This window comes from Paraburkholderia acidicola (genome assembly GCF_002362315.1).
Taxonomy (GTDB): domain Bacteria; phylum Pseudomonadota; class Gammaproteobacteria; order Burkholderiales; family Burkholderiaceae; genus Paraburkholderia; species Paraburkholderia acidicola.
The window spans coordinates 1541462-1565742 of sequence record NZ_MTZV01000006.1; the positions used below are offsets into that span (position 1 = coordinate 1541462).

A 24281-nucleotide genomic window follows, 5' to 3' on the forward strand; every position below is an offset into this window, starting at 1 on the left:
TTGAAAACTCCGCCGAACGCCCCGCCTAGAGTGCATGCCGCGCCATCACGCCGGCTCACCGCGTACCAGTTCGCGGTGCAGACCTTGCGTGCCGACATTCTGCAAGGCCGGGTGACAGCGGGCGAACGCCTGCGTCAGGACGATCTGGCCCAGCGGCTGGAGATGAGCACGACGCCGGTACGAGAGGCACTGCGTACGCTGATCTCGGAGGGGCTGGTGTTTTTCGACGCGCACCGGGGCGCGGTGGTACGCGGACTGACGCTCGACGATGTGCAGGAAATCTACCGGCTCAGGAAGGTGCTGGAGTCGATGATGGTAGACGAGGCGATGCAGAGCATTACCCCGGAAGATATCGCGCAAGCCGAAGCGCTCCACGAAGAGATGCTGCAGACGCAGGATGTCACGCGCTGGACCGAGTTGAATCTGGAGTTTCATTCGGCGCTCTGGGCATCCCAGGCTCACAGCAGGCTCGCTCACCTGGTCAAGACGCTGCGCGACGCGGCAGCGCCCTATATCTCGCTATCGCTCTATATGAGCCCGGAACACATTGCGCGCAGCAACGCCGAGCACGATGACATCCTGGCCCAGTACAAACAGCGCGATGCCGAAGTGGCCAAAGCACGGACCCTCCTTCATCTGAACGACACGCTCGAAACGATCGTGCGGGCCATCGACAGCTCCGAGGCTGAGGGCAGTGACGGCGCATAGCCGCTCGCGTAACGAACCCTTCGATACGCATCGAAACGTCCGGTACCCTCGCTACGCCACACTAGAAGTTCAACCATGAACCCATGGAGAACTTCCTGTGCTTCCCCAACCCGACGCAGCAACCCGTCATATTTACGAACAGTGGCATAAAGCGGTGGTAGCGCGTGACCTCGAAGGTCTGATCGCGTTATATGCCGACCACGCCATACTCGAAACACCGCTGATCCTGGTCACACTGCCGGACCACAACGAAGGCATCCTGCAGGGCAAACCGGCGATCCGCGCATTTTTCGAAGCGGGCTTACGCAAGTTGCCGGGCAAGCTCGGCCAGTGGTTTCGAACCGACACGTTCTTCTCGAACGACACACGCGTCACGTGGGAATATCCACGCGATACACCGCACGGCGATCAGGTCGATCTCGTCGAAGTGATGGACGTCGCAGACGGATTGATTACCCATCACCGGGTCTACTGGGGATGGGTCGGCTTCAAGTCGCTCGTCGCTGCGATGAAGCAGTCGCACACCTAGCTAGAACGAAGTCCCGATCTGAAACTGGAACTTCTGGTACTGATCGCCGGCGTGCTTCACGATCGGCAGCGCGAAGTCGAGTTTGAGCGGGCCGATTGGCGAGATCCATTCGAGACCTACACCATAGCTGTAACGCAGGCCGTTTGCGCCCACGCTATTGCCTTCGGTACCCCACACATTGCCCGCGTCCGTAAACGTGAACACGCGCAATGTGCGGTCGTAGCCGGTGCCCGGCAACGGGAAGGTCAGTTCGACATTGGCGACCACCATCTTCGAGCCGCCAATCGGGTCGCCGGTCGTGGCATCGCGCGGACCCAGCGAGCCTGGCTCGTAGCCACGCACCGAACCGATCCCACCCGCGAAGTAGTTCTTGAAGATCGGGAACGGTTCGCCGCTGAGGCCGTTGCCGTAACCGCCCTGGAAGTTGAGCCCCAGCACGAAGCCACGCGAGAATGAGTAGTAATACTGCGACTGGAGGTCCGTCTTGTAGTACTTGGTGGTGGCGATCGGTGTGCCGTATTCCGCGTTGAACTGCGTGAAGTACCCCTTGCTCGGCACCAGTGCGCTATCGCGGTTATCGCGCGACCAGCCAATCGTGATCGGCACGTTGTTCGATACGCGGCCGAAACTGTTCACGTAGTCGATATAGCTTTGCGGTGTACTCGAGTCGACGTCCAGCCGGTTCTGCTCGAGCCCCGTGCCGAAGTACACCGTGTCGGATTCCGAGAACGGTACGCCAAACTTCAGGTCGGCGCCCATCGTAACGATGCGAAAGCTCGTGTCGCTGACGTTCGAGTAATAGAGCGGATAGGTCGTACGGTAATAGACGTCGGTAATGCGTTTGATGCCGTCTATCGTGAAGTACGGGTCGACCTGCGTGACGCTCAGCGTGCGCCCGGTCGACGACGTGTTCACGTTGAGCGAGAGCGTCGTGCCCGAGCCGAACACGTTGTCCTGCGTGACACCTGCAGAAATGATCGGCCCTTCGCCGGACCCGTAGCCGAGCCCAAGCGTAATCGAGCCGGTCGGCTTCTCGGTGACCTTCACGTCCACATCGACCTGGTCGGTTGAGCCTTCCACCGGTACCGTCGTCACGTCGACGTCGGTGAAGTAGCCAAGACGGTTGATCCGGTCCTTCGACAGCGCGAGCCGGCCCGAATCGAACCACGCACTCTCGAACTGGCGCATCTCGCGGCGGATGACTTCGTCGCGCGTGCGCGTATTGCCTTCGATATTCACGCGTCGCACATACACCCGCTTGCTCGGATCGACTTGCAGTATCAGCGCGACCTTGTGATGCTCCTGATCGATATCGGGTACCGCGTTCACCGTGGCAAACGCGTAACCGTACTCGCCGAGCTTGTCGACGATCGTCTTCGTTACAGCCTTCAGCTTGTCCGCCGAAAACCGCTCGCCCGGCTTGATCTTGATCAGCTTCGTGAGTTCCGCCTCGCGGTCCAGCAGGTTGCCGCCCAGCTTGATGCTCGAAATCGTGTACGGCTCGCCTTCGTGTATCGTCACCGTCAGGTACATGTCCTTCCTGTCCGGCGAGAGAGACACCTGCGTCGAGTCGATGTTGAACTCGAGATAGCCGCGATTCAGGTAGTACGAGCGAACGTTTTCGAGGTCGCCGGTGAGTTTTTCCTTCGAGTACAGATCGTTCTTCGTGTACCACGAGAACCAGTTCGGCGTGGACAGCTGCATCTCGTCACGCAGCGTGTCCTCGCTGAACACCTTGTTGCCGATGAAGTTGACCTGACGGATCTTTGCGTTCGGCCCTTCAATCACCGAGAACAGCAGCCCGACGCGGTTGCGGTCGATCGGCGTGACCGTCGTCGTGACTTCGGCTGCGTAGTAACCGCGTGTCAGGTACTGGCGCTTCAGCTCCTGCTCGGCCTTGTCGACGAGCGCCTTGTCGTAGTACCGGCCCTGCGACAGACCGACCGAGTGCAGCGCCTTGGTCAGGTTGTCCTTGTCGAATTCGTGGATGCCGGCGAAGTCGATCGTGCCGATGGCCGGACGTTCCTGCACCTGCACGACTACGACGTCGCCTTCCGCCTCGATCTTGACGTCGTTGAAGAAACCCGTCGTGTACAGCGCGCGGATCGCTTCGGAAGCCTTGTCGTCGTTGAATGTGTCGCCCTGCTTGATCGGCAGGTACGAGAATACGGTTCCTGCTTCGAGTCGATGCAGTCCTTCAATACGGATGTCGCGAACGACGAACGGCTCGATGGCGTAAGCCGGCAGCGCGAACGTAGCCGCGCCGATCAAGGTAAATGCCGAGGCGCAGCGCGCCGAAAATTTCTCAAACGTCATGCAGGAGTGTGGAGGAGGTTACAACGCAAACACGAAAGACGAAGGCCGTCCCCGTGGACACTGCGGCTCGCGCCGCGCTTGCACGACGGTGCGCATCGCTACTGCATCCGGACGCCGGCAGGTTTTCGTGGTTGACTCAGGCCCGTGGTCATCGCCAGCACTTCAGTCATGTGCGCGGCCTGCGTGCGGTGCATGCGGAACGACAGTTCGGCACCGCCGGGCAAACGGAACGACAGCACCAGATGCCGGTCGCTGCGCACATCGCCGGCCACCTGCCATGCTTCGCAAGGCATCGCGAACTTCAGGCTCTGCTGGTGCTGGCGAATCCGCTCGGAGCGCGCAATCGCATTGGCCAGTGCGGCCAGCAGTTCATGCATGACCGAGCAATGCAGTGCGATGCAGTCGGGCTGGTTGCTCCTCAACATCAGGTATTGACCGTCTGCGGTAATTTCGAAACCGTTGAGGGAATCGATGGCGAGTGCGACTTGCGATGACATAAGGACACTCCGGGTTCGATGCCGAAATGCGAATGTAGGCAATCGCAGCGTGTCGATGTTTACCTACGGATTACTGATTTTTTCTTTCAACCCGGTGAGGTTTTCATCGCTGCATCGACGGGTCGTTACGGTGCCTTACCGAAGTCGTCGTCATGAGCAGGACGCACATGGCGCAGTTGCCCGGTGGCTAATGTTTCGTCGTGAATCCGTCGAGTAGTTGCAGGAAACAACTGGTAAGAACCTGCGCGATCTGCGCAGGCGGATGACCAACGATCATTGCGAATCTGCTGTGCGCAGCGAACGTTCGTGCTTCGATTCGTGCGTTTTTTCGGTGGTGATGGCGTGTCGCGAACGCGACAGTACGAAGGGAGGTTCCTGCTGCATCGAATGATCGGACACTGAATATCTGCGGTTCGCACGCACAACATCTACCCCCTATTCGCGTATCGGCCCGACGAAAATAAGTTCACGTGCCGCGACCGTGCTTGGCATCGATCCCAAGTACTTGATTCACGACGCCATCGATTGCGCAATCGGCAACGCGGGCGCATCAATTTCAGGCAGTATTATCTAAATTAGCGAATCTCAATAGCCTATGACAGCCGCATGGACCTATCTGCTTGTGTGCCCTGAGGGCAGAACCTATTTGGGTGCAACCTCAAACCTGAAGCGGCGGATACACGGACACAATTCCAAAAATAACTCGGGATGGACGAAGGGCCGCAGATGGTACCTTCTCGCGGCAAAGCGCTTCGAGACTCGTGAAGAGGCCTTTGCATACGAAGCCTTGCTGAAGTCGGATACGAGGCGCCGTAAGCTATGGAAAAGAGAGAGCATTCCAAGGGCAAAGGTCATATTCGCGCGCCATGGGATTGAGTTTGACTTCGAGAAGTGGGGGGCGAGACGTGCTACTCGGGCGCGAGTTAAACCGGAGCCTCGACCGGATTACTGGTCGCGGCGAACGACAAAGTAACGAAAAATGCATGTCGTATGACATCTGCCTTACGCGACTATTGGCGGCGCCCGACAGAATAACGCCCGGAGGCTGCGATACTCACCAGAGAAGTACGGCGGACCATCCCTTAAACATCCAACAGTATTTCTCGGCAGCCGTACGGCTCGCTAACGCGCCGGAGACAGAAACAATTTCAGTTGTCTCGCTCTCTCGATCTGATCTGAATCACAAATGTAGCGCGCCCGGTAACGAGGTTTTCCATCAAACGACCTAACCATGACGTCTCCACTCGCTACGAGTGTTGCAAGGGCGTCCTTATACATTCCTGCTGTCGCGGGCGATCCATTGCACGTTTGAGCAAACACGGTTGAAAAATTGACAGCATGAGGTTGATCGAAGATTCTCACAGCAAGCTGTTCAACCAGTTCCTTGTCGGACCTGTTGCGCGCTACGTCATCGAACTTGAATCCCCCATCGAATTCCTGCATAAATCCCATGGTGTGGGGCGCCAGCATGTTCAACCCTGCACCACCATAGTGGACGAAGTGATTGCTGTGTTGCCAGTGGACCTGCTTCATCACATCCTGTGCACGGTGGTGTTGGGAGAGATGAACGAGCCAGTATTCCCCGTGCCCAGCGCCTGACCCGCGGATGAAGAACGGTGTAAAAAACGCGGCGCCACATTGCTCAACCAACGCCTCATACAGAGCAGCCTGTATGAATCGTCGCCAGTCCGTCTCGTCTGCCTTGATCTGTTCAATGGAACGCGAACCCAGTCGCTTGAAAATGTCGATCTGTAGCGTTGCAGAAATGCGTTGCGCGAACTCGTCGTTCGTGTACGTTGCGAATGACGAAACGTGAAACGTTAGTACGATCTCTGCGTTGGGGCTCGTTTGGAAAATGCGCCGGATCAGCGGTGCCGGCACCTCGGTATATCCATACTGATCGAGAAAGAATAGTGCTGTGCCGGAACGAGGGGTGTGCCGGCGTATGCGCTGCAGGATCTCATCTGCAGCGACGCCGAACTCTGCGTGCAGGAGGTGGATCGAGACGCCGATCGCGTGCTGGTAACCACGGTCACCAAGAACCTTGCGTAGATGCTCAAGTGCGTGCTTGTCTTTGTCGACAAAGACGAACTGCACATCAAGTTCGATTTGTTTGGTTCGATTCGCATTGACGAGGGTGAAAGCGGTATCAACCGCCTCCATCATGCGCAGTGGAGACCCGAGCACGAGTTGGTCCGAGCCTTGAAGGACGTACAGTCCGCCTCCACAAAAACCGTCCACCAGTGTGATCCTGAAGCGCTCTCGCCCTGGCGCATTGAGCGTGCGCTGCTGAAAATAGCGCACGAGATAATCGACGAGCACCTGATGTTTGGTCAGACTGTGTTCTTCAATTTCAGCGAGACCGCTGCTCCAGTCGTAATGGCGTTTGGCCAAGGCTAATACCCCGATTAAGGCGCGACCGTCTATTGTCTGGACACAGGGAATTGGTCCCAATGTTTGCCATCGAGCGCACGTCCAGCTTTCGTTTTACCTATTGCCGCGACCGATACTTCCGAGCCGTCCTGGCGAAGGACCTTCACCGCGGTGTGTTTGGTCATCACATCAGTTACCTGTTCCACCGGCGCCCAGTGACCCCACTGTTTGAAGTGAAACGGCACCCTGGCCTTTGAGCACTGTTTTTGCAGTTGCACTGGCCACATGGGATCCATGGGGCGCGAGCCGGGTCCTGACTCACCACCCGCGATGACCCAGTCAACCCGCGTGCCCCTCTCGCCACGTACAAGAAACCCTGAGAGATCGAGCGGGCCGAGTAACGGCTCGCAGGAGAGGAACCGAACGGACGGAGACGAAAACTCGAGTAGATGCTTGATACGCTTACCCGCGCTCGCCTGATTCTCAACGGTCGTTCCGAGCCACACGTTGCTCGGAAATTCGTATCCCTTTGGTAGCTGCTTTCTGACGAGGTGAATGCGCTTTGTCAGCAACAACCAGTCAAGGTGGGGTGTTTGCGCGATAAGTTCGAGAAGCCTTAAACGCTCGGCGACCAAGTCAGGCCTATTTTCGAAGACATCGGCCATCGACGCGCAGAAAACTCGACGGCGGACCTTGTCAGCCGCGGCTTCCCGATTCCATTTCAGCGGCTCTTTCCAATGCGTATCGCCAAAGAAGCGACGAGGTGTTCCCGGCCCCCAGACGCTTTCACCCAATCTTTTCGCCCATGTTTCTGCGTAGCAATGGTCGCAGGCGGCCGATACCTTGACGCAGCCCCACCATGGGTTAAAAGTGTGGTGAGTCCATTCGATGCGTGAGTCTTTTCCCATGGCGATCAACTATTGTTGGGTGGTACGGCATTGTACGCGTAAGGCCAATCGTAAATAGCCCCGTTTTGAGACGGATGCTGCAGTAGACTTGCTCGACAGATTACGCAGCGCTGTCGCAATACGCGAGGCGTTAGATTCTGGAAACGTTGGAAATCACGTCGTTTGTACTCAAACGATGCCAGCATAAAAATAGGCTGCGAGGGGTGTACTTTGACTGACACGAAACCGGTGGTGCCAGACGAAATAGACGGATTGCCTGCGATGGTAGTAGGTCGTTGGGTGACCGAAGAGAAGCACCGGATCATCAAGAGGTACATTGATGCGTCCTGGGGAGCACGTCAGAGGTTCACCACTCAACGAACATACATCGACCTCTTCGCGGGCACCGGTCGGGTGAAGATCAAGCACACATCAACATTTTCAGACGGTGGCCCGTTAGCCGCCTGGCAAATGGCACAGCAAAGACGGGGAACATTTTCGCACTTTTTCGTCGCAGACACGAACCCCGACTATGTAGCCGCGTGCGACGACCGACTGCGCAAACTGGGGGCCCCGGTCAAATCCGCGGTAGGTCGCGCGGACCAGACCATCGACTGGTTGATCCCGCAACTGGATCGGCGGGGACTTCATCTCGCATTGCTCGATCCATTCAACGCCGGTCATCTCCATTTCACGATAATAGAGAAACTGGCAGCGATGCCGTCAATTGATATCGTTGTTCATCTGAGCACTGGAGACATTCAACGTAATATCGCATCAGGCATCGAAGCAGAACGCTCATCGCTTGACGACTTCGCCCCGGGATGGCGACAGGCGGTTCGCAAACACTCATCGAAGCGGGAAATGCGAAACGGATTTGTTGACCACTGGAAGACACTGGTGAGCAAAACTGGCTTACGCGTGTGCGACACGATGTACCCAGTGCGCAACAGCAAGGGTTCGATCATGTACTGGCTGTGTCTGCTTGCTCGCCACAAGCTCCCGGAGAGTCTATGGCGTGACGCGTGCAAGCTGCAGAACCGCCCCCTCTTTTAACGCCGCGCATTCTTATGTCGTTATTGCGAGAAGTGCGTTTCAACAAGTGCGGCAATCAGCACCACGGCCCGGAAAATTCTGATAGCCCACCGCTCCTGCTCTGCCCCGACATACTCGGAGATTTAAGCCACCGGCAGATTGACCACGTCGGTTAGGCCTGACTCCACAAAACGGCCTCGATGAGCGGCGCCTGATCGTTCACGTACAGATCACGCGAAATCATGGCAGTTCGGGCGCGTCGAAAATGGGAATCTCGAAGTCCAGATCGAAGTCTTCGGGTAGTCCAGGCAGCGGCGCGGATGCTTGTGGCGCCGGTACTCATAGCTCGTTCATCTGTTGCGGGACTCTCCGGCGTGCCTGTACCGCTTCGGTTTTCTGGACGGCCTGCAGCGTTGATGTTCGGTCCTCCCCCAAACCGGACAGTTCATCTTCTCCTAACACGTGCAGAACGACGCTGGCAGATTCGTCGGGCCCCTGATAGAATCCTCGCTCGGGCACTCGTCCCGTTTTGTTTTTCAGCACCACTTTCCAGCTTCAATCACTTCATCTCAACGTTTCAGGGAGGCGTCAAATGCAAATTATGTCTAGCGCTTACCCAAACGTGCCTGCGCGACACCTTTAGGTCGTCGTCCGCCTGGGCGACACACCGCCCGCGCTACTTCCAGACAGTCTGTTTTCCGTTTCACCAGCAAAGCCTGGTCTGTTTCGACTGTCGGTTTCTATTTCTCTTGATGGGATAGCCCCCTGGCGCACCGCGTCACCGGCTATAGAACATGACAAACAAAAAACTCGATCTTGGTGGACAGGCGTTCAAGAACGTCCTGGGTTTCACTTTCCTTCACTGGCGCAGCCAGCCTGCCCGCATCGTCGCAGTCGCCGGGCTCGCCCTGCTGGCAGCGGTCGCCGACGTCCTGACCCCGCTCTTCGCGGGGCGGCTCGTCGACGCGCTGGCCAGCGGCGTATCGAGCAAGGCGCTCGCGTGGCAGGCGGCGATCTCGGCGTTCACCACGCTGGTCGTACTCGGTGTGGCCGGTACCGTGCTGCGCCAGTTCACCTTCCAGAACATCATCGCGTTGACGCTGAAGATGATGAGCGAGATTGCCGCTAACGCGTTTCATCGCGTGCAGCGCTTCTCCACCGACTGGCACGCCAACAGCTTCGCCGGTTCGACCGTGCGCAAGATCACGCGCGGCATGTGGGCGCTCGATCTGCTGAACGACACGCTGCTGGTCGCGCTGTTACCGTCGGTGGTAATGCTGGTCGGCGCAACGGTGTTGCTGGGTGTGCACTGGCCGGTGATGGGCGTCGTCGTCGGTCTCGGCTCCGTGCTGTATATCGCGGTGACGGTTACCCTGTCGGTCGGCTTTGTTGCACCGGCCGCCCGCCTCGGCAACGCGTGGGACACACGCATGGGCGGCGCACTGGCCGATGCGGTGAGCTGCAACGCGGTGGTCAAGGCGTTCGGCGCGGAAACCCGCGAGGAAACGCGGCTCGCCCGTGTAATCGCCAAGTGGAACAAGCGCACGCGGCGTACGTGGATTCGCGGCACGCTCAACGGCGGCGTACAGGGCGCCATGCTGGTGCTGATGCAGGCGGCGATGCTCGGCGCGGCGCTAATGCTGTGGGCCAAAGACAAGGCGAGCGTCGGCGACATCACGTTCGCGCTGACGATGTTCTTCATGCTGCAAGGCTATCTGCGCGAAGTCGGCATGCACGTGCGCAACCTGCAGCGTTCGGTCAACGACATGGAAGAACTCGTGTCGCTAGAGCGCGAACCGCTCGGTATCGAAGACAAGCCTGGCGCGCGCAAGATTGCGATCGACAAAGGCGAAATCCGCTTCGAACACGTCACGTTCCGCTATGGCGCGCAGTCGACGCCGCTCTATGCCGATTTCTCGGTGCGCGTCGCGCCGGGCGAGCGCATCGGGTTGGTCGGCCACTCGGGCTCCGGCAAGACGACGTTCATCAAGCTGATCCAGCGGCTGTACGACATCGACGAAGGCCGCATCACGATCGATGGGCAGAACATCGCCGACGTGCAGCAGGCGTCGTTGCGTGCGCAACTCGCGATCGTCCAGCAGGAACCGGTGCTGTTTCATCGGTCGCTGGCGGAGAACATTGCGTATGCACGGCCGGGCGCGAGCCAGGCGGAGATCGAACGGGCCGCCCGCCAGGCGAGCGCGCACGATTTCATCGCCGCGCTGCCGCAGGGCTACGACACGCTGGTGGGAGAGCGTGGCGTCAAGCTGTCCGGTGGCGAGCGTCAACGGGTTGCGATCGCACGGGCGTTTCTTGCAGACGCGCCGGTGCTGATTCTCGACGAAGCGACATCGAGCCTCGACAGCGAAAGCGAGGTGCTGATCCAGCAGGCGATGGAACGGCTGATGGTGGGCCGCACCACGCTGGTCGTGGCACACCGCCTGTCCACCGTGCGTGCGCTGGACCGGCTGCTGGTGATGGACCGCGGCCGGATCATCGAGGAAGGCAGTCACGACCGGCTGATCCGCATCGAGAACGGGCTGTACCGGCGGCTGTTCGAGCGTCAGGCGCTGGAGCTGACGAAGGGTCTTGTCGATGGAGCCGACGTGTCGGCGCCGAAGCGCACCGCGCGCGAGACAGCGCTCGATTAAACCGGCGACATGGTTCTGCTAACAGGACCATAGGTAGCACGCAGCAAAAAAACAGGGGCGACGCATGCTAATGCGCCGCCCCTGTTCCACATCTACCTCTCTAGCATTACCCCGCCAACGCAACCCTCATCGCCCGCCTCAGAACCTCCACCACAAGCTGCCGATAATCGCGTTGTCATGGTACCCGCCGCCATACTGGCCGCTATACGACAGGCCGAGCGTGACGTTGTGCAGGATGTTCGCATCGATGCCCACTTCGGTCACCGCGGCATCGCGGGCGATCGGCACACCGGCCACCTGGAAGCCCGTCCCGCCACCGACGAACGCGAGGTTCGCGCCCGGCTGCACGCTGCCGATCGCGTGACGCCAGCCAGCCATCACGTGTCCGCTGAACCACTGCTGCGGGCTCGAACCAAACCGCGTCGACAGGCGCAGACCCAACGTCGAGAAGCCGATGTTTTGCGAACTGCCGTTGCTCTGCAGTGCAGCGGCACCACCGCTTTCGCTAAAGCCATCGGTATGCAGGTTCTCGAACGCGATAGCGGCGAACGGTTCGACCGCGATGCGTTCCCACAGCGGGATCTTGTAGCCGACCTCGCCGAACACCTGCGCGAGTCCTGCGTCATAGCTCGAGTGGTCGTGGTCCGTAAAGCCGCTGAAGTTCTGGTAGCGATCCGTCTTGATGTCGTTCCACGAATACGACGTACCGAGCCGCACGCCGAGCGGGCCGTACTCCGCGCCGCCGTACAGCGCGACGTGGTAGCTGTCGATCGACGCGGACGAGCTCAGGCTATTGTCGAGCGAGCTATGCGACACCCCGCCCGCCACACCGACACGCCAGTGGTTGTTGATCGACATGTCCGCACCGCCGATGAAGCCCGTCGTCGTCTGATCGATCCCCGACACGTTGCTGTTGCCGTTCAGCTTGCCATCCGAGCCGAACGCCCGCGCCCACACGACCGGCCGGTACAGACGATTGTCGTAGCAGGCGTCGCGCGTGCCGCGGTGACCCGGATCCGGATCATCGAACTGGTTCTTCGGCAGCACACCTTGCGCGAGACTGCTGTCACACATCGCCTGTCCCATCGATCCGGTCGACGCAAGCGGCCCCTGGGTCGGCGCCAGACTGTCTTGCAGCCGGTCCATCACAGCATCGCGCAGATAGTGACCGTCGAGCAGCAGCGCGGTCTTCGTGCTCGCGTACAGCTCGCCATCGAGCGTGTTGAACGCTTTACGCGCAGTCGGTGCGTCAGACGAGAACAGCGCCTGGAACACCGCGTTGGTCGCTGGCAGAGAGCCGGCCGCGATCGCAACGGCACGCTGGTTCGGTGTCACCGCAACCTGCTGGAACAGCACGCCGTTCGGCACCAGTGAGAGGAACACGGCGGTCGGACTGTAGCTGAGCGTCGGCGTCAGGAACGCGAGGTTCGACGTCACGCCGGCGAAGGTGCCATTCACGCCCTGGTTCGCGCTCAGGATCTGGTACTTGCTCGACGGCGAGTACTGGCCCTGGCCCGCGAGCACCTGCACGTCGCCGCCGCTCAACGTCGCGGTGCCGGTTGCACCCAACGCACCGCTCTGCTGCTGTGCGTTGGCAGGCACGCTGAATATCGAGCCCGACGCAAACGACACGTTGCCCGCGACGTTCAGTGTTTGCCCAGGCGCCGGTGCCGCCGCGGTACCGCCGCTACCCACAGTCAAACTACCGACCGTCCCGGTACCCGTCACCGTCGCGCCGTTCTGCACGGTCACCGCCGAGTTCGCCACCGAGCCGTTCACCGCGAGCGTGCCTGCCGAAACGTTGGTCGGACCGCTGTAGGTGTTCGTACCGCTCAGGGTCAACGTATCGCCGCCCTGCTTGTTCACCGCGCCGGTACCTGCCAGCACCCCGCCGTAGCTACCGCCGTTCACCGTCAGGTTGCCCGAACCGAGGTTCAACGTGCCGCCCGTCGTGCCGTTCAACGAAGGCAGCGTCAGGTTCGTGTTGTTCCCGTTGAGCGTGCCGCCGTTCAACGTCAGACCGCCGGTGCCGAGTGCATTGGCGCTACCGAGCGTTAGCGTGCCGTTGTTGAGCGTGGTACCGCCCGCGAACGTGTTGTTGCCGGTAAGCGTCAGGTCTGCGCCGCCGTTCTTGACGAGACTGCCGTTGCCCGACACCACGCCCGAGAGCGTCAGATCCTGGCTACCGCCGAGCGTCGCCGCCGAGCCCAGGTTCAGCGCGTTGCCGAGGTTCAGCGCAGTCGTCGAATCGAGCGTCGCTGGTGCGCTAACCGTGATGGCACCGCTACCGAGCGACTGGCTGTTGCCGATCACCGTCGTGCCACCCGCGAGCGTCGTCCCTCCCGTGTAAGAGTTCGGTCCAGTCAACGTCTGCGTGCCCGGGCCGCTCTTGATGAGGCCGCCCGTGCCCGCGATCGTGCCGCTAAAGGTGCCGTTCGAACCACCACCCAGCGTCAGCGAATTGCCGCCTAGCGTCACGTTCGTGCCCGCTGCGCCGGTCAGCGAACCGACTGTCGGTGTGCCGGTCGCAGCGGTTATATCGAGCGTCGTGCCCGGGGTCGCGAGGTTCACGTTGGTGCCGGTCGACAGCGTGCCCGCGCCGCTCAGCGCGAGGGTGCCGTTGTTGACCGTCGTCGGTCCGGTGAAGGTGCTCGCGCCGGTCAGCGTCTGCGTGCCCGCACCTTGCTTGACGATGCCGCCCGTACCCGTGATACCACCGCCGAAGGTCTGGTTGGTGCCGTCGCCGAAGGTCAGGTTGTTCGCGCCCAGTGCGACGGTGCCTGCCGTACCGGACAGTGTGCCGAGCGTCGTGCCACCGCCCGTCGCTGCGCTGATATCGAAGGTGCCGGTGCCGCCGAGCGTTACACCGCTGCCCGCTGCAAGACTGCCGCCTGCGCCGATCGCGAGCGTACCGCCGTCGATCGTCGTGCCACCGGTGAACGTATTTGCACCCGTCAGTGTCTGCGTACCAGCGCCGTTCTTGAGGATGCCGCCGGTGCCCGCAATCACGCCGCCGAAGTTGCCGCTTGCGCCGCCACCGAGTGTCAGCGTATTGCCGCCGAGCGTCACGTTAGTCCCTGCGACACCGGACAGCGCGCCGACAGTCGGCGTGCCACTGGTGACACCGCTGATATCGAGGCCTGCGGTCGCGGTCGTGAGATTCACGTTCGTACCGGCGGACAGCGTGCCTGCCCCGGTCAGCGCGAGCGTGCCGCCGTTGACCGTCGTGTTGCCGGTGAAGGTGCTCGCGCCTGTCAGCGTCTGCGTGCCACCGTTGTTCTTCGTGATGCCGCCGGTGCCCGTAATGCTGCCGCCGAAGGTCTGATTCGACCCGTCGCCGAACGCCAGCGTGTTCGCGCCGAGACCGATGGTGCTACCCGCTACGCCGGAGAGCGCGCCGATCGTTTGCGGCGTAGTCGCACCGCCGATGTTAAAGGCACCCGTAGCGCCGATCGTCACCGCACCGCCTGACGTCAGGCTACCGCCCGCGCCGATCGCGAGCGTACCGTCGCCGATCGTCGTACCGCCGGTGAACGTGTTCGCGCCCGTCAGCGTTTCGGTGCCGGTCCCGCTCTTGGTGATGCCACCGCTGCCCGTGATCGCGCCACCGAAGGTCTGGTTGCTACCATCGCCGAAGGTCAACGGGTTCGCGCCGAGTGCCAGCGTACCGGCAGTGCCGGAGAGCGCGCCGATGATCTGCGGGCCGGTTGCCGCGCTGAGGTCGAGCGTGGCGGTTGTGCCAGCGAGCGTCACTGCGCCGCCGACCGCGAGACTGCCGCCGGGGCCGACTGCGAGCGTACCGCTGCCGACCGTCGTGCCACCGGTGTAGGTATTTGCGCCGGTCAGCGTTTCCGTGCCGCTGCCTTGCTTGACGATCCCGCCTGTGCCGTTGATCGAGCCGGCGAACGTGCCGTTCGACGAGCCGCCGAGTGTCAGGTTGTTGGCGCCGAGCGCCACCGTGCTGCCCAGCGCGCCGGTCAGCGTGCCGATCGTCGGCGTGCTGCCAGCGGTGACACCGCTGATATCGAGCGACGTGCCGGCATTCGCGAGATTGACGCCAGTGCCCGCCGACAGCGAACCCGAACCCGACAACGCCAGCGTGCCGGCGTTGACCGTTGCGCCACCGGTGAACGTACTCGTACCCGTCAGCGTTTCCGTACCCGTACCCTGCTTGACGATCCCACCCGTACCCGTGATACCACCACCGAAGGTCTGGTTGGTGCCGTCACCGAAGGTCAGGTTGTTCGCTCCGAGCGCAACGGTACCTGCCGTACCCGACAGCGCGCCGATGATCTGCGGCGTAGTCGCAGCGCTGATATCGAAGCTTGCCCCGGTACCGCCCAGCGTCACCGCACCGGTTGCCGCGAGGCTGCCGCCTGCGCCGATCGCGAGCGTGCCGTTGTTGACTGTCGTGCCACCGGTGTAGGTGTTCGCGCCGGTCAGCGTTTCCTTGCCGCTGCCCTGCATCGTCAGGCCACCTGTGCCCGCGATCGTGCCGCCGAAGATCTGGCTCGTCGCATCGCCGATCGACAGGTTGTTCGCACCCAACGTTACCGTGCCGCCCGTGCCGTTCAGTGCGCCGATGGTCTGGTTGCCCGTCGCTGCGCTGATATCGAAGCCCGTCCCGATGCCGCCGAGCGTTACGCCGCCGGTTGCCGCGAGACTGCCGCCGGCACCGAGCGCGAGCGTGCCACCATTGATCGTCGTGCCGCCGGTATAGGTGTTCGCTCCCGTCAACGTTTCCGTGCCGGTTCCGACCTTGACGAGGCTGCCCGTACCCGCAACCGCGCCGCTAAACGTACCGTTGTTCGCATCGCCGACCTGCAGTGCGTTGGAGCCGAGATTCACCGAGCCGCCACCGGTCAACGTACCGAACACCTGCTGACCGTTGCCGGCCGACAGATCGAAGGTGGCGCCGGTCGCTACGTCGACGATACCGCTCGCCGCCAGACTCGCATTCGCACCGAGCGCGAGGGTGCCCGAGTTGATGTTGGTGCCACCCGTGTAGGTGTTGGTGCCGTTCAAGGTCAGCGTTGCGCTGCCGTCCTTGGTCAGGCTACCGGTACCGGACAGCGAGCCGTTCAACGTCAGGTTGTTGGTGCCCAGAACGGTCAGCCCGGCGTTCAGCAGGATGTCGTTGCCGAGCGTCGTCGCGGTGCTGCTGTCCAGTGTCGAGTTGCCGCCTACTGTCAGCGCGCCGGTACCGAGCGCCGTATTGCTACCGACGATCAGGCCACCCGCGTTCAGCACCGTCCCACCGGTATACGTATTGTTGCCGGTCAGCGTTTCGACGCCACTGCCCTGCTTCACGAGGCCGCCCGAACCGCTGACGTTGCTCGCGAGCGTCTGGTTCGTCGAGTCGCCGAAACTCAGCGACTTCGTACCGAGGTTCACCGTCGAGCCCGCCGCACCCGAGAGCGCGCCGACCGTCTGGTTGCCCGTCGATCCGCTGATGTCGAGACCCGCGCCCGCACCGCCGGCCAGATTCACTGCACTGCCCGCCGCAAGACTGCCGCCACCGCTTATCGCGAGCGTGCCCTGGTTGATCGTCGTAGGACCGGTATAGGTGTTCGCGCCGGTCAATGTCTGCGTGCCGGTGCCGTTCTTGGTAATGCCGCCCGTACCGCCGATCGTGCCGCTAAACAGACCGGCCGACGTGCCACCCATGTTCAGCGTATTCGCGCCGAGCGTCACGATGCTGCCCAGTGCACCGTTCAGCGCGCCGATCGTCGGAGCGGCAGTCGCGCCGCTGATGTCGAGGGTCGCGCCGAGGTTCGCCAGGTTGACGTCGGTGCCTGCGGACAGCGAGCCCGCACCCGACAACGCCAGCGTACCGGCATTGACCGTTGCGCCACCAGTGAACGTGCTGGCGCCGGTCAGCGTTTCGATGCCGGTACCACTCTTGATGATGCCGCCGCTACCGGTGATGCTGCCGCCGAAGGTCTGGTTGGTGCCGTCACCGAAGGTCAGGTTGTTGGCTCCCAGCGCAACGGTACCCGCCGCACCCGACAGCGCGCCGATGATTTGCGGAGTCGTCGCAGCGCTGATGTCGAAGCTCGCGGTCGCGCCGCCCAGCGTCACTGCACCAGTTGCGAGGAGGTTACCGCCTGCGCCGATCGCGAGCGTACCGTCGTTGACCGTCGTGCCACCGGTGTAGGTATTCGGACCGGTCAGCGTTTCCTTGCCGCTGCCCTGCTTCACGAGGCCGCCCGCGCCTGCAATCGTGCCGCCGAATATCTGGCTCGTTGCATCGCCGATCGTCAGGTTGTTTGCACCCAGCGTCACCGTGCCGCCCGTACCACCCAGTGCACCGATGGTCTGGTTGCTGGTCGCTGTGCTGATGTCGAAGCCCGCACCAAGACCGCCGAGCGTCACGCCACCGGTTGCCGCGAGGCTACCACCTGGGCCGATCGCGAGCGTGCCGGCATTGATCGTCGTACCACCAGTGAACGTGTTCGCGCCCGTCAGCGTTTCGGTGCCGGTCCCGACCTTGACGAGACTGCCGGTACCCGCAATGGCACCGCTGAACGTTCCATTGGTCGCGGAGCCTAGCGTCAACGCATTCGCGCCGAGATTCACAGTACCGTTGCCGATTAGCGTGCCGAATACCTGCTGGCCGCTGCCGGCCGACAGGTCAAAGGTCGCGCCGGTCGCCAGGTTCACGATACCGGTCGATGCGAGACTCGCGCTGGCGCCGAGTGCCAGCGTGCCCGAGTTGATGTTGGTGCCGCCCGTGTAGGTATTCGTGCCGTTCAACGTCAGTGCGCCGGTCCCACCCATCGTCAATCCGCCGATGCCGGACAGTGCGCCGTTCAACGTCAGGTTGTTGGTACCCCCAACGGTCAGTCCGGCATTCAGCAGGATGTCATTGCCGAGCGTCGTCGCTGTCGTACTGGCCAGCGTTGCCGCACCGCCTACCGTCAGCAGACCGGTACCGAGCGCCGTGTTGTTGCCGACGATGAGGCCGCCCGCGTTCAGGTTGAAGCCGCCGGTGAACGTATTCGCGCCGCTCAGGGTCTCGATGCCAGCGCCCTGCTTGGTGACACTACCCGCGCCGCCGATGACGCCCCCGAACGCGTTGCTCGCGCCGTCACCGAAGGTCAGGTTGTTCGCGCCGAGCGCGAGGTTACCTGCGGTGCCGGACAGCGCGCCAATCGTCACAGGACCGGTGGCCGCGCTGAGGTCGAACGTTGCGCCCGCGCCTCCCAGACTCACTGCGCCGGTGGCCGCCAGCGAACCGCCCGCGCCGATCGCAAGCGTGCCGTTGCCGATCGTCGTGCCGCCGGTGAACGTGTTCGCGCCGGTCAGCGTTTGCGTCAGCGGTTGTGTGGCGCTGCCATTCAGGTTGAGACCGCCGGTGCCGCTGATCACGCCACCGAAGGTTTCGCTCCCCGAGCCACCGAGGTTCAGCGTATTTGCACCGAGCGTTACAGCAGTGCCTGCGGCGCCGTCCAGCGCGCCGATGGTCGGCGTACCGGTGGCACCGGTGATGTCGAAAGTGGTACCGGGACTCAGAAGATTAACGGTCGTGCCCGCGGACAGCGAGCCCGCACCGGACAGCGCCAGCGTGCCGGCGTTGATCGCTGCGTTGCCCAACGTGCTCGCGCCAGTCAGCGTTTCGGTGCCGGTACCGTTCTTGATGATGGCGCCTGTGCCCGTAAAGCTGCCGCCGAAGGTCTGGTTGGTAGCGTCACCAAAAGTCAGTTCCTTCGCACCCAAAGCAACCGTACCCGCAGTACCCGACAACGCGCCGATGGTCAGACCGCTGAAGTTGCTGCCGCTGATGTCGAGGCTCGCACCCGCTCCGCCCAGGGTCACCGCACCGGTTGCCGCAAGTGCGCCGACTCCACTGAGCGCAAGTGTGCCGTTGTTGATGGTGGTGCCACCGCTAAAGGTATTCGCAGCCGTCAGCGTCAGAGCGCCGGCGCCGTTTTTCACGAGGTTACCCGCACCGCTGATCACGCCGCCCAGGCTCAGCGCATTGCTGCCGCCCAGCGTCAGCGCATTGCCCGGAGCACCGAGGTTGATCGAGTTACCGATCGACAGACCACCGACGTTTGTATCGAGTGTCGCCGAGCCGCCCAGGGTCAGGCCGCCCGTACCGAGCGCCGCATTGCTGCCTAGCGTGAGACCGCCTGCGTTCAGCGTCACACCGCCGCTAAACGTATTGGCACCGTTCAGCGTTTCCGTGCCGGCCCCCTGCTTGACGAGACCACCCGTACCCGCGATCGTGCCGCCGAAGGTCTGGTTCGAGCTGTCGCCGAAGGTCAGGTTGTTCGCACCGAGCGCCACGTTGCCCGCCGCACCGATCAGCGCGCCGATCGTTTGCGGACCCGTCGCTGCGCTAAGGTCGAAGGTTGCGCCCAGGCCGCCGAGATTCACCGAGCCAGTCGCGGCGAGACTGCCGCCCGCGCCGAGCGCGAGCGTACCGCCCGCACCGATCGTCGTACCGCCCGTGAAGGTATTCGCGCCGGTCAGCGTTTGCGTGCCGGTGCCAGTCAGGTTGAGACCGCCGGTACCGCCGATCACGCCGCCGAAAATACCGCCGCCCGCGCTGAGATTCAGCGTGTTCGCGCCCAGCGCGACCGTGGTGCCCGCGAGACCGGAGAGCGCGCCGATGGTCTGCGCGCCCGTCGCCGCGCTGATGTCGAAGCCCGCACCCGCGCCGCTCAGATTCACCGAGCCACCCGCCGCAAGGCTACCGCCTGCGCCGAGCGCGAGTGTGCCGGCGCCGATCGTCAAACCACCGGTGAACGTGTTCGCGCCGGTCAGCGTTTCCGTACCAGTACCGAGCTTGGTGACGCCGCCCGTGCCTGTGATCGCGCCGCCGAAGGACAGATTGCCCGTACCGCCAAAGCTCAGGTTGTTTCCACCAAGTGCCAGCGTACCGCCGATGCCAGACAGCGCACCGATGACTTGCGGGCCGCTCGCAGCGCTCAGGTCGAGCGTCGCACCCACAGCGCCGAGCGTAACCGCGCCGCCCGCGGCAAGACTACCGCCCGCGCCGAGTGCCAGCGTCCCGGCGTTGACCGTCGTGCCGCCGGTGAACGTGTTCGCACCAGTCAACGTTTGCGTGCCGGTGCCCGCCATCACGAGACCGCCGGTACCGCCGATCGTGCCGCCGAAGCTGCTGCTTCCGGTGGTGCCCAGCGTCAGCGAGTTAGCACCTAGCGTTACCGCACCGCCCGTACCGCCCAGTGAGCCGATCGTCTGATTGCCGGTCGCCCCGCTGATATCGAAGCCCGTACCGAGGCCGCCGAGCGTCACGGCGCCGGTTGCCGCGAGGCTGCCTCCGGCACCAAGCGCCAGCGTGCCGGCGCTGATCGTCGTACCGCCGGTGAAGGTATTCGCGCCGGTCAGCGTTTCGATACCGGTGCCCACCTTGAGCAGACCGCCGGTGCCGCCAACCGAGCCGCTGAATGTTCCGTTGAGTGCAGAACCGAGCGTGAGGGAATTGGAGCCCAGGTTCACATTGCCGTTACCGACCAGCGTGCCGAATACCTGCTGACCATTACCTGCAGACAGATCAAAGGTCGCACCGGTTGCGAGGTTCACGGTACCGGTCGCCGCCAGACTCGCGTTGGCGCCGAGCGCCACCGTGCCCGAGTTGATGTTGGTGCCGCCGGTATAGGTGTTCGCACCATTCAGTGTCAGCGCGCCCGTGCCGTTCATGGTCAGTCCACCGATGCCGGACAGTACGCCGTTCAGCGTGACCGCATTGGCACCTGTCACGGTCAGCCCGGCGTTCAGCACCACGTTGTTGGCGAGCGTCGCTGCACCCGTGCTGGACAGTGTCGCCGCGCCGCCAACGGTAAACGTGCCGGTGCCGAGCGCCGCGCTGCCGCCGATCGAGAGACCGCCCGCGTTCAGGTTGAAGCCGCCGCTAAATGTATTTGCGCCGCTCAGCGTCGCCGTACCGGTGCCCTGTTTGGTGAGGCCGCCCGTGCCGCCGATCACGCCCGCGAACGACGTGTTCGTGCTATCCCCGAAGGTCAGGTTGTTCGCGCCAAGCGAGAGAGTGCCGCCTGTGCCGGACAACGAGCCGATGGTCAGCGGGCCGGTCGCTGCACTGACGTCGAAGCCCGCATTCGCGCCCGTCAGATTCACGGCGCCCGTCGCTGCCAGCGAACCGCCTGCGCCGAGCGCGAGCGTGCCATTGCCGCTGATCGTCGTGCCGCCGGTGAAGCTATTTGCGCCGCTCAGCGTGAGCGTACCTGTACCACCCAGGTTGATGCCGCCCGTACCGCCGATTGCACCAGCGAAGATACCGCTCGTCGCGCTACCCAGATTCAGCGTGTTCGCGCCGAGCGCCACTGTGCTGCCCACCACACCGGTCAACGCACCGATCGCCGCAGTGCCGGTGGCACCGCTGATGTTGAGGCCGGTGCCGAGACCCGCCAGATTGACATCGGCGGTCAAGGAGCCCGCGCCCGACAGCGCCAGCGTGCCGACGTTAATCTTCGCAGGCCCGGTGAAGGTGTTCGCGCCCGTGAACGTTTGCGTACCCGTCCCGTTCTTGGTGATGCCGCCAGCACCGGAAATGCTGCCGCCGAAGGTCTGGGCCGTCGCGTCGCCGAAGGTCAGGTTGTTCGCACCGAGCTTCAAGGCGCTGCCTGCGAGGCCGGAAAGCGCGCCGATAGTCTGCGCGCCCGCCGCGGTAAGGTCGAAGACCGCGCCCCCTGCGCCCAGCGTCACCGAGCCGGTCGCGGCGAGGCTGCCACCCGCGCCGATCGCGAGCGTGCCGGCGTTGATCGTCGTGCCGCCGGTGTAGGTGTTCGCGCCGGTCAGCGTTTGCGTATCAGTACCCGCCACCAGGAGACCGCCGGTACCGGAGATCACACCGCCGAAGTTGGCGTTCTCCAAGCCCGACAGCGTCAGGTTGTGCGCGCCAAGCGTCACACTGGTGCCCGCGGCACCAGTCAGCGTACCGATCACCGGGACGCCGGTTGCGCCGCTGACGTCGAGCGTTGCACCCGTGTTACCGAGAACCAGATTGGTGCCGCCTGACAACGTGCCCGCACCGGACAATGCCAGCGTGCCGCCGTTGATCGTTGCGGTGCCGGTAAAGTTGCTTGCTCCGGTGAACGTCTGAACGCCGGTGCCGTTCTTGGTGATACCGCCCGTGCCCGTAATCGCGCCGCCGAAGGTCTGAGCGGTGCCGTCACCGAACGTCAGGTTATTCGCGCCGAGCGTCACCGTGCCACCCACCCCCGACAACTGACCGATGGTTTGCCCGCCAGTCGCGGCGCTGATATCGAAGCCCGCGGTCGCGCCGCCGAGCGTCACGTTGCTACCCGCCAGCAGGCTGCCGGCTGCGCCGAGCGCGAGCGTGCCGGCATTGATCGCGAGACCGCCGCCAAAGGTATTCGCGCCACCCAGCGTCACAGTCGCTGTGCCGATTTTCGTGAGACCACCCGCGCCGCCGATGATGCCGTTCAGACTGAGCGCGTTGCTGCCGCCAAGCGTTAGCGTGTTGCCCGTACCGATGCTGATCCCAGTGCCGACAGACAGACCGGCGACACTCGCATCGAGCGTTGCCGAGCCGGTCACGTTCAATGCGCCGTTGCCCAGTGCTGTGGCCGTACCGAGCAGCAGCGAGCCGCCGCCCAAGGTCGTGCCGCCGGTAAACGTGTTCAGGCCACCTAGTGTGAGACCGCCGGTGACATTCGAGATCAATGCACCGCTGCCGCTCAGCACACCGCCCAGCGTGAAGGCGTTCGTGCCTCCCGCCGTCAAGCCGCCGGCACCCAGCGTGAACGCATTGGCAAGACTAATTCCGGCAAGCGAGGACTGCAGCCCGCCGCCGTTGCTGGTGACCAGTCCGGTGCCAAGCCCCGCGCCGCTGTTGATAATCGCCACACCGCCAAGCGTCGCATTCGACACCGTCGATGCGCCAGTCAACGTCCACGTGCCACCGCTGAGATTCAGGTTCTGGAAATTGAGGAAGTTCGTATTGGTGATCGCGCCGGTCGTCGAGCTGCCGGTGCCCTGCTGCAGGGTGATCGTGTTGTTGGCGCCGCCGCCAGCGTCGACGGTGTTTGTTGCCGCGAAAGACAGCGTACCACCCGTCAGTCCCGTGACCGGGAGCGCGACTCCAGTGCCGGCGGTAGTTGAGAACGTCGAACCTGTATTGGCGATAAACGTGTTGTTGCCGCCCCCGCCGAGCGAGACGCTGCCGTTAAGCGTCCCAGAGTTGGTGAACGTGTTGCCGCCGGCGGAGCCCTGGAAAGCAACACGGCCATTGATGGTGCCGCCTACTGCGTTGTTGAAGGTCACCTGCCCGCCACCGTACACGCCGACTACCGGCGCGTCGCCGGCTCCGAGCGTGGCGCCGAGAATACTCGCCGAATTGATCGTGCCGCTGTTGGTAATGTTCGTTGTGCCGGTAGGCGCGGTCTGCACCACTAGCGCCAACCCGGTCAGACCATTCAGGTTCACGCTGAGCGGACCGGATGTTCCCCTCATCGTGCCGCTGTTAGTGACCGACACATTGGTGGCCGCCGCGTTACCGATAAACGTGCCGCTCGACAGGAAAGAGAGCCCGCCGAGCAGCGACGGATCGATCGTGCCTGCGTTATTCAGCGTGACGTTGTTGCCGGTCAACGATAACGCTGTGCCGCCAATTCCAAGCAGGACCCCGAGGGTACCGGTCGAATCGATGTTGACGGTGACAGGGCTAGTCGTATTCGAATAGCTCGGCGAGAGAATGTTCGCAGCCCCGGTACAGGTAACGATCACGCCCGCAGCCGTACACGCTGCTTCCGCCTCCACGATACCGGCGCCAGACAGCGCCAGAAAGATACACGTGAAAGGGACAATCTTTCGCAGGTCGCGGCTGCGTTTTTGGCCGGTAGTTTTCACTATTTTCTTCCCCCAGAAACCTGAATTGGACATTACTCAAAGACCGCAAATCAGATTAAAACGGCAATATGAAACCCTCACCGTGGTTCAGCTAGAACCGGCGATTCTCTTTCTAGATATCAGGCACAGCCGTAGCCGCGGAGCAGGTGAGCAAACGCAGGGCACAATAAGCCCCAGCGCGTTACTCAACGCACCGAACAGCACAGCCAGCACATTAAAATGAGGCGCGACCCCGCGCGATCAGGACTTGATCATTTATTACATGCCCTCCGGATCATTTTCCGTTTCTCTCAGTCAGTCGTTTTCATTGTTGCCTTGGCGGCACTCATCAGCTTATATCAACCTGACGCTATTGCAAGAAGCAAGCCTTAGGATTTTTGCAGACCAGGCAAAAGGCATGGCAAATTGATTAAAGTATGTCGAC

At 62.5% G+C, this 24281-nt stretch carries 9 protein-coding genes and 1 pseudogene; 5 read left to right on the top strand and 5 right to left on the bottom strand.

What is annotated here, in order from left to right; all coding sequences use genetic code 11:
* On the top strand, nt 1–708 hold the full coding sequence (locus BWP39_RS25630) for a GntR family transcriptional regulator (RefSeq protein ID WP_133116937.1): 708 nt from the start codon (nt 1–3) through the stop codon (nt 706–708).
* A gap of 97 nt (nt 709–805) precedes the next feature.
* Nucleotides 806–1237 carry a nuclear transport factor 2 family protein gene (locus tag BWP39_RS25635; RefSeq protein ID WP_096725060.1) on the top strand — a complete coding sequence of 144 codons (432 nt, stop codon included), beginning with the start codon at nt 806–808 and terminating at the stop codon, nt 1235–1237.
* Here the strand turns inward: BWP39_RS25635 and bamA are convergent.
* Nucleotides 1238–3484, bottom strand: a pseudogene (gene bamA / locus BWP39_RS25640) (outer membrane protein assembly factor BamA); the annotation flags it as partial.
* A 167-nt stretch (nt 3485–3651) separates the two neighbouring features.
* Nucleotides 3652–4050: a hypothetical protein gene (locus BWP39_RS25645; protein WP_091008402.1), complete on the bottom strand. Its 399-nt coding sequence runs from the start codon at nt 4048–4050 to the stop codon at nt 3652–3654.
* A gap of 595 nt (nt 4051–4645) precedes the next feature.
* Here BWP39_RS25645 and BWP39_RS32640 point away from each other — a divergent pair.
* Nucleotides 4646–5023: a GIY-YIG nuclease family protein gene (locus BWP39_RS32640; RefSeq protein ID WP_096725062.1), complete on the top strand. Its 378-nt coding sequence runs from the start codon at nt 4646–4648 to the stop codon at nt 5021–5023.
* 149 nt (nt 5024–5172) lie between these two features.
* Here BWP39_RS32640 and BWP39_RS25655 read toward each other — a convergent pair whose 3' ends face one another.
* Together BWP39_RS25655 and BWP39_RS25660 are read right to left on the bottom strand one after the other, a co-directional pair.
* Complete coding sequence (locus BWP39_RS25655; RefSeq protein ID WP_096725063.1) at nt 5173–6444, bottom strand: three-Cys-motif partner protein TcmP; 1272 nt, start codon at nt 6442–6444, stop codon at nt 5173–5175.
* A gap of 29 nt (nt 6445–6473) precedes the next feature.
* Nucleotides 6474–7331 (bottom strand): DUF5131 family protein, encoded by an 858-nt coding sequence (locus BWP39_RS25660; RefSeq protein ID WP_096725064.1) that lies wholly within the window; start codon nt 7329–7331, stop codon nt 6474–6476.
* A 210-nt stretch (nt 7332–7541) separates the two neighbouring features.
* On the opposite strand from BWP39_RS25660, the gene BWP39_RS25665 reads away from it, so the two are divergent.
* Together BWP39_RS25665 and BWP39_RS25670 are read left to right on the top strand one after the other, a co-directional pair.
* A complete protein-coding gene (locus BWP39_RS25665) occupies nt 7542–8366 on the top strand; it encodes a three-Cys-motif partner protein TcmP (RefSeq protein WP_207557095.1) in 825 nt (274 codons plus the stop codon).
* 773 nt (nt 8367–9139) lie between these two features.
* Nucleotides 9140–10996: an ABC transporter ATP-binding protein gene (locus tag BWP39_RS25670; RefSeq protein ID WP_096725065.1), complete on the top strand. Its 1857-nt coding sequence runs from the start codon at nt 9140–9142 to the stop codon at nt 10994–10996.
* Nucleotides 10997–11134: 138 nt separating this feature from the next.
* On the opposite strand, the gene BWP39_RS25675 is transcribed toward BWP39_RS25670, so the two are convergent.
* The gene (locus BWP39_RS25675; RefSeq protein ID WP_207557096.1) at nt 11135–23767 is read right to left on the bottom strand and encodes an autotransporter-associated beta strand repeat-containing protein; all 12633 of its coding nucleotides are present in this window, start codon (nt 23765–23767) and stop codon (nt 11135–11137) included.
* Between the last annotated feature and the right edge of the window lie 514 nt (nt 23768–24281).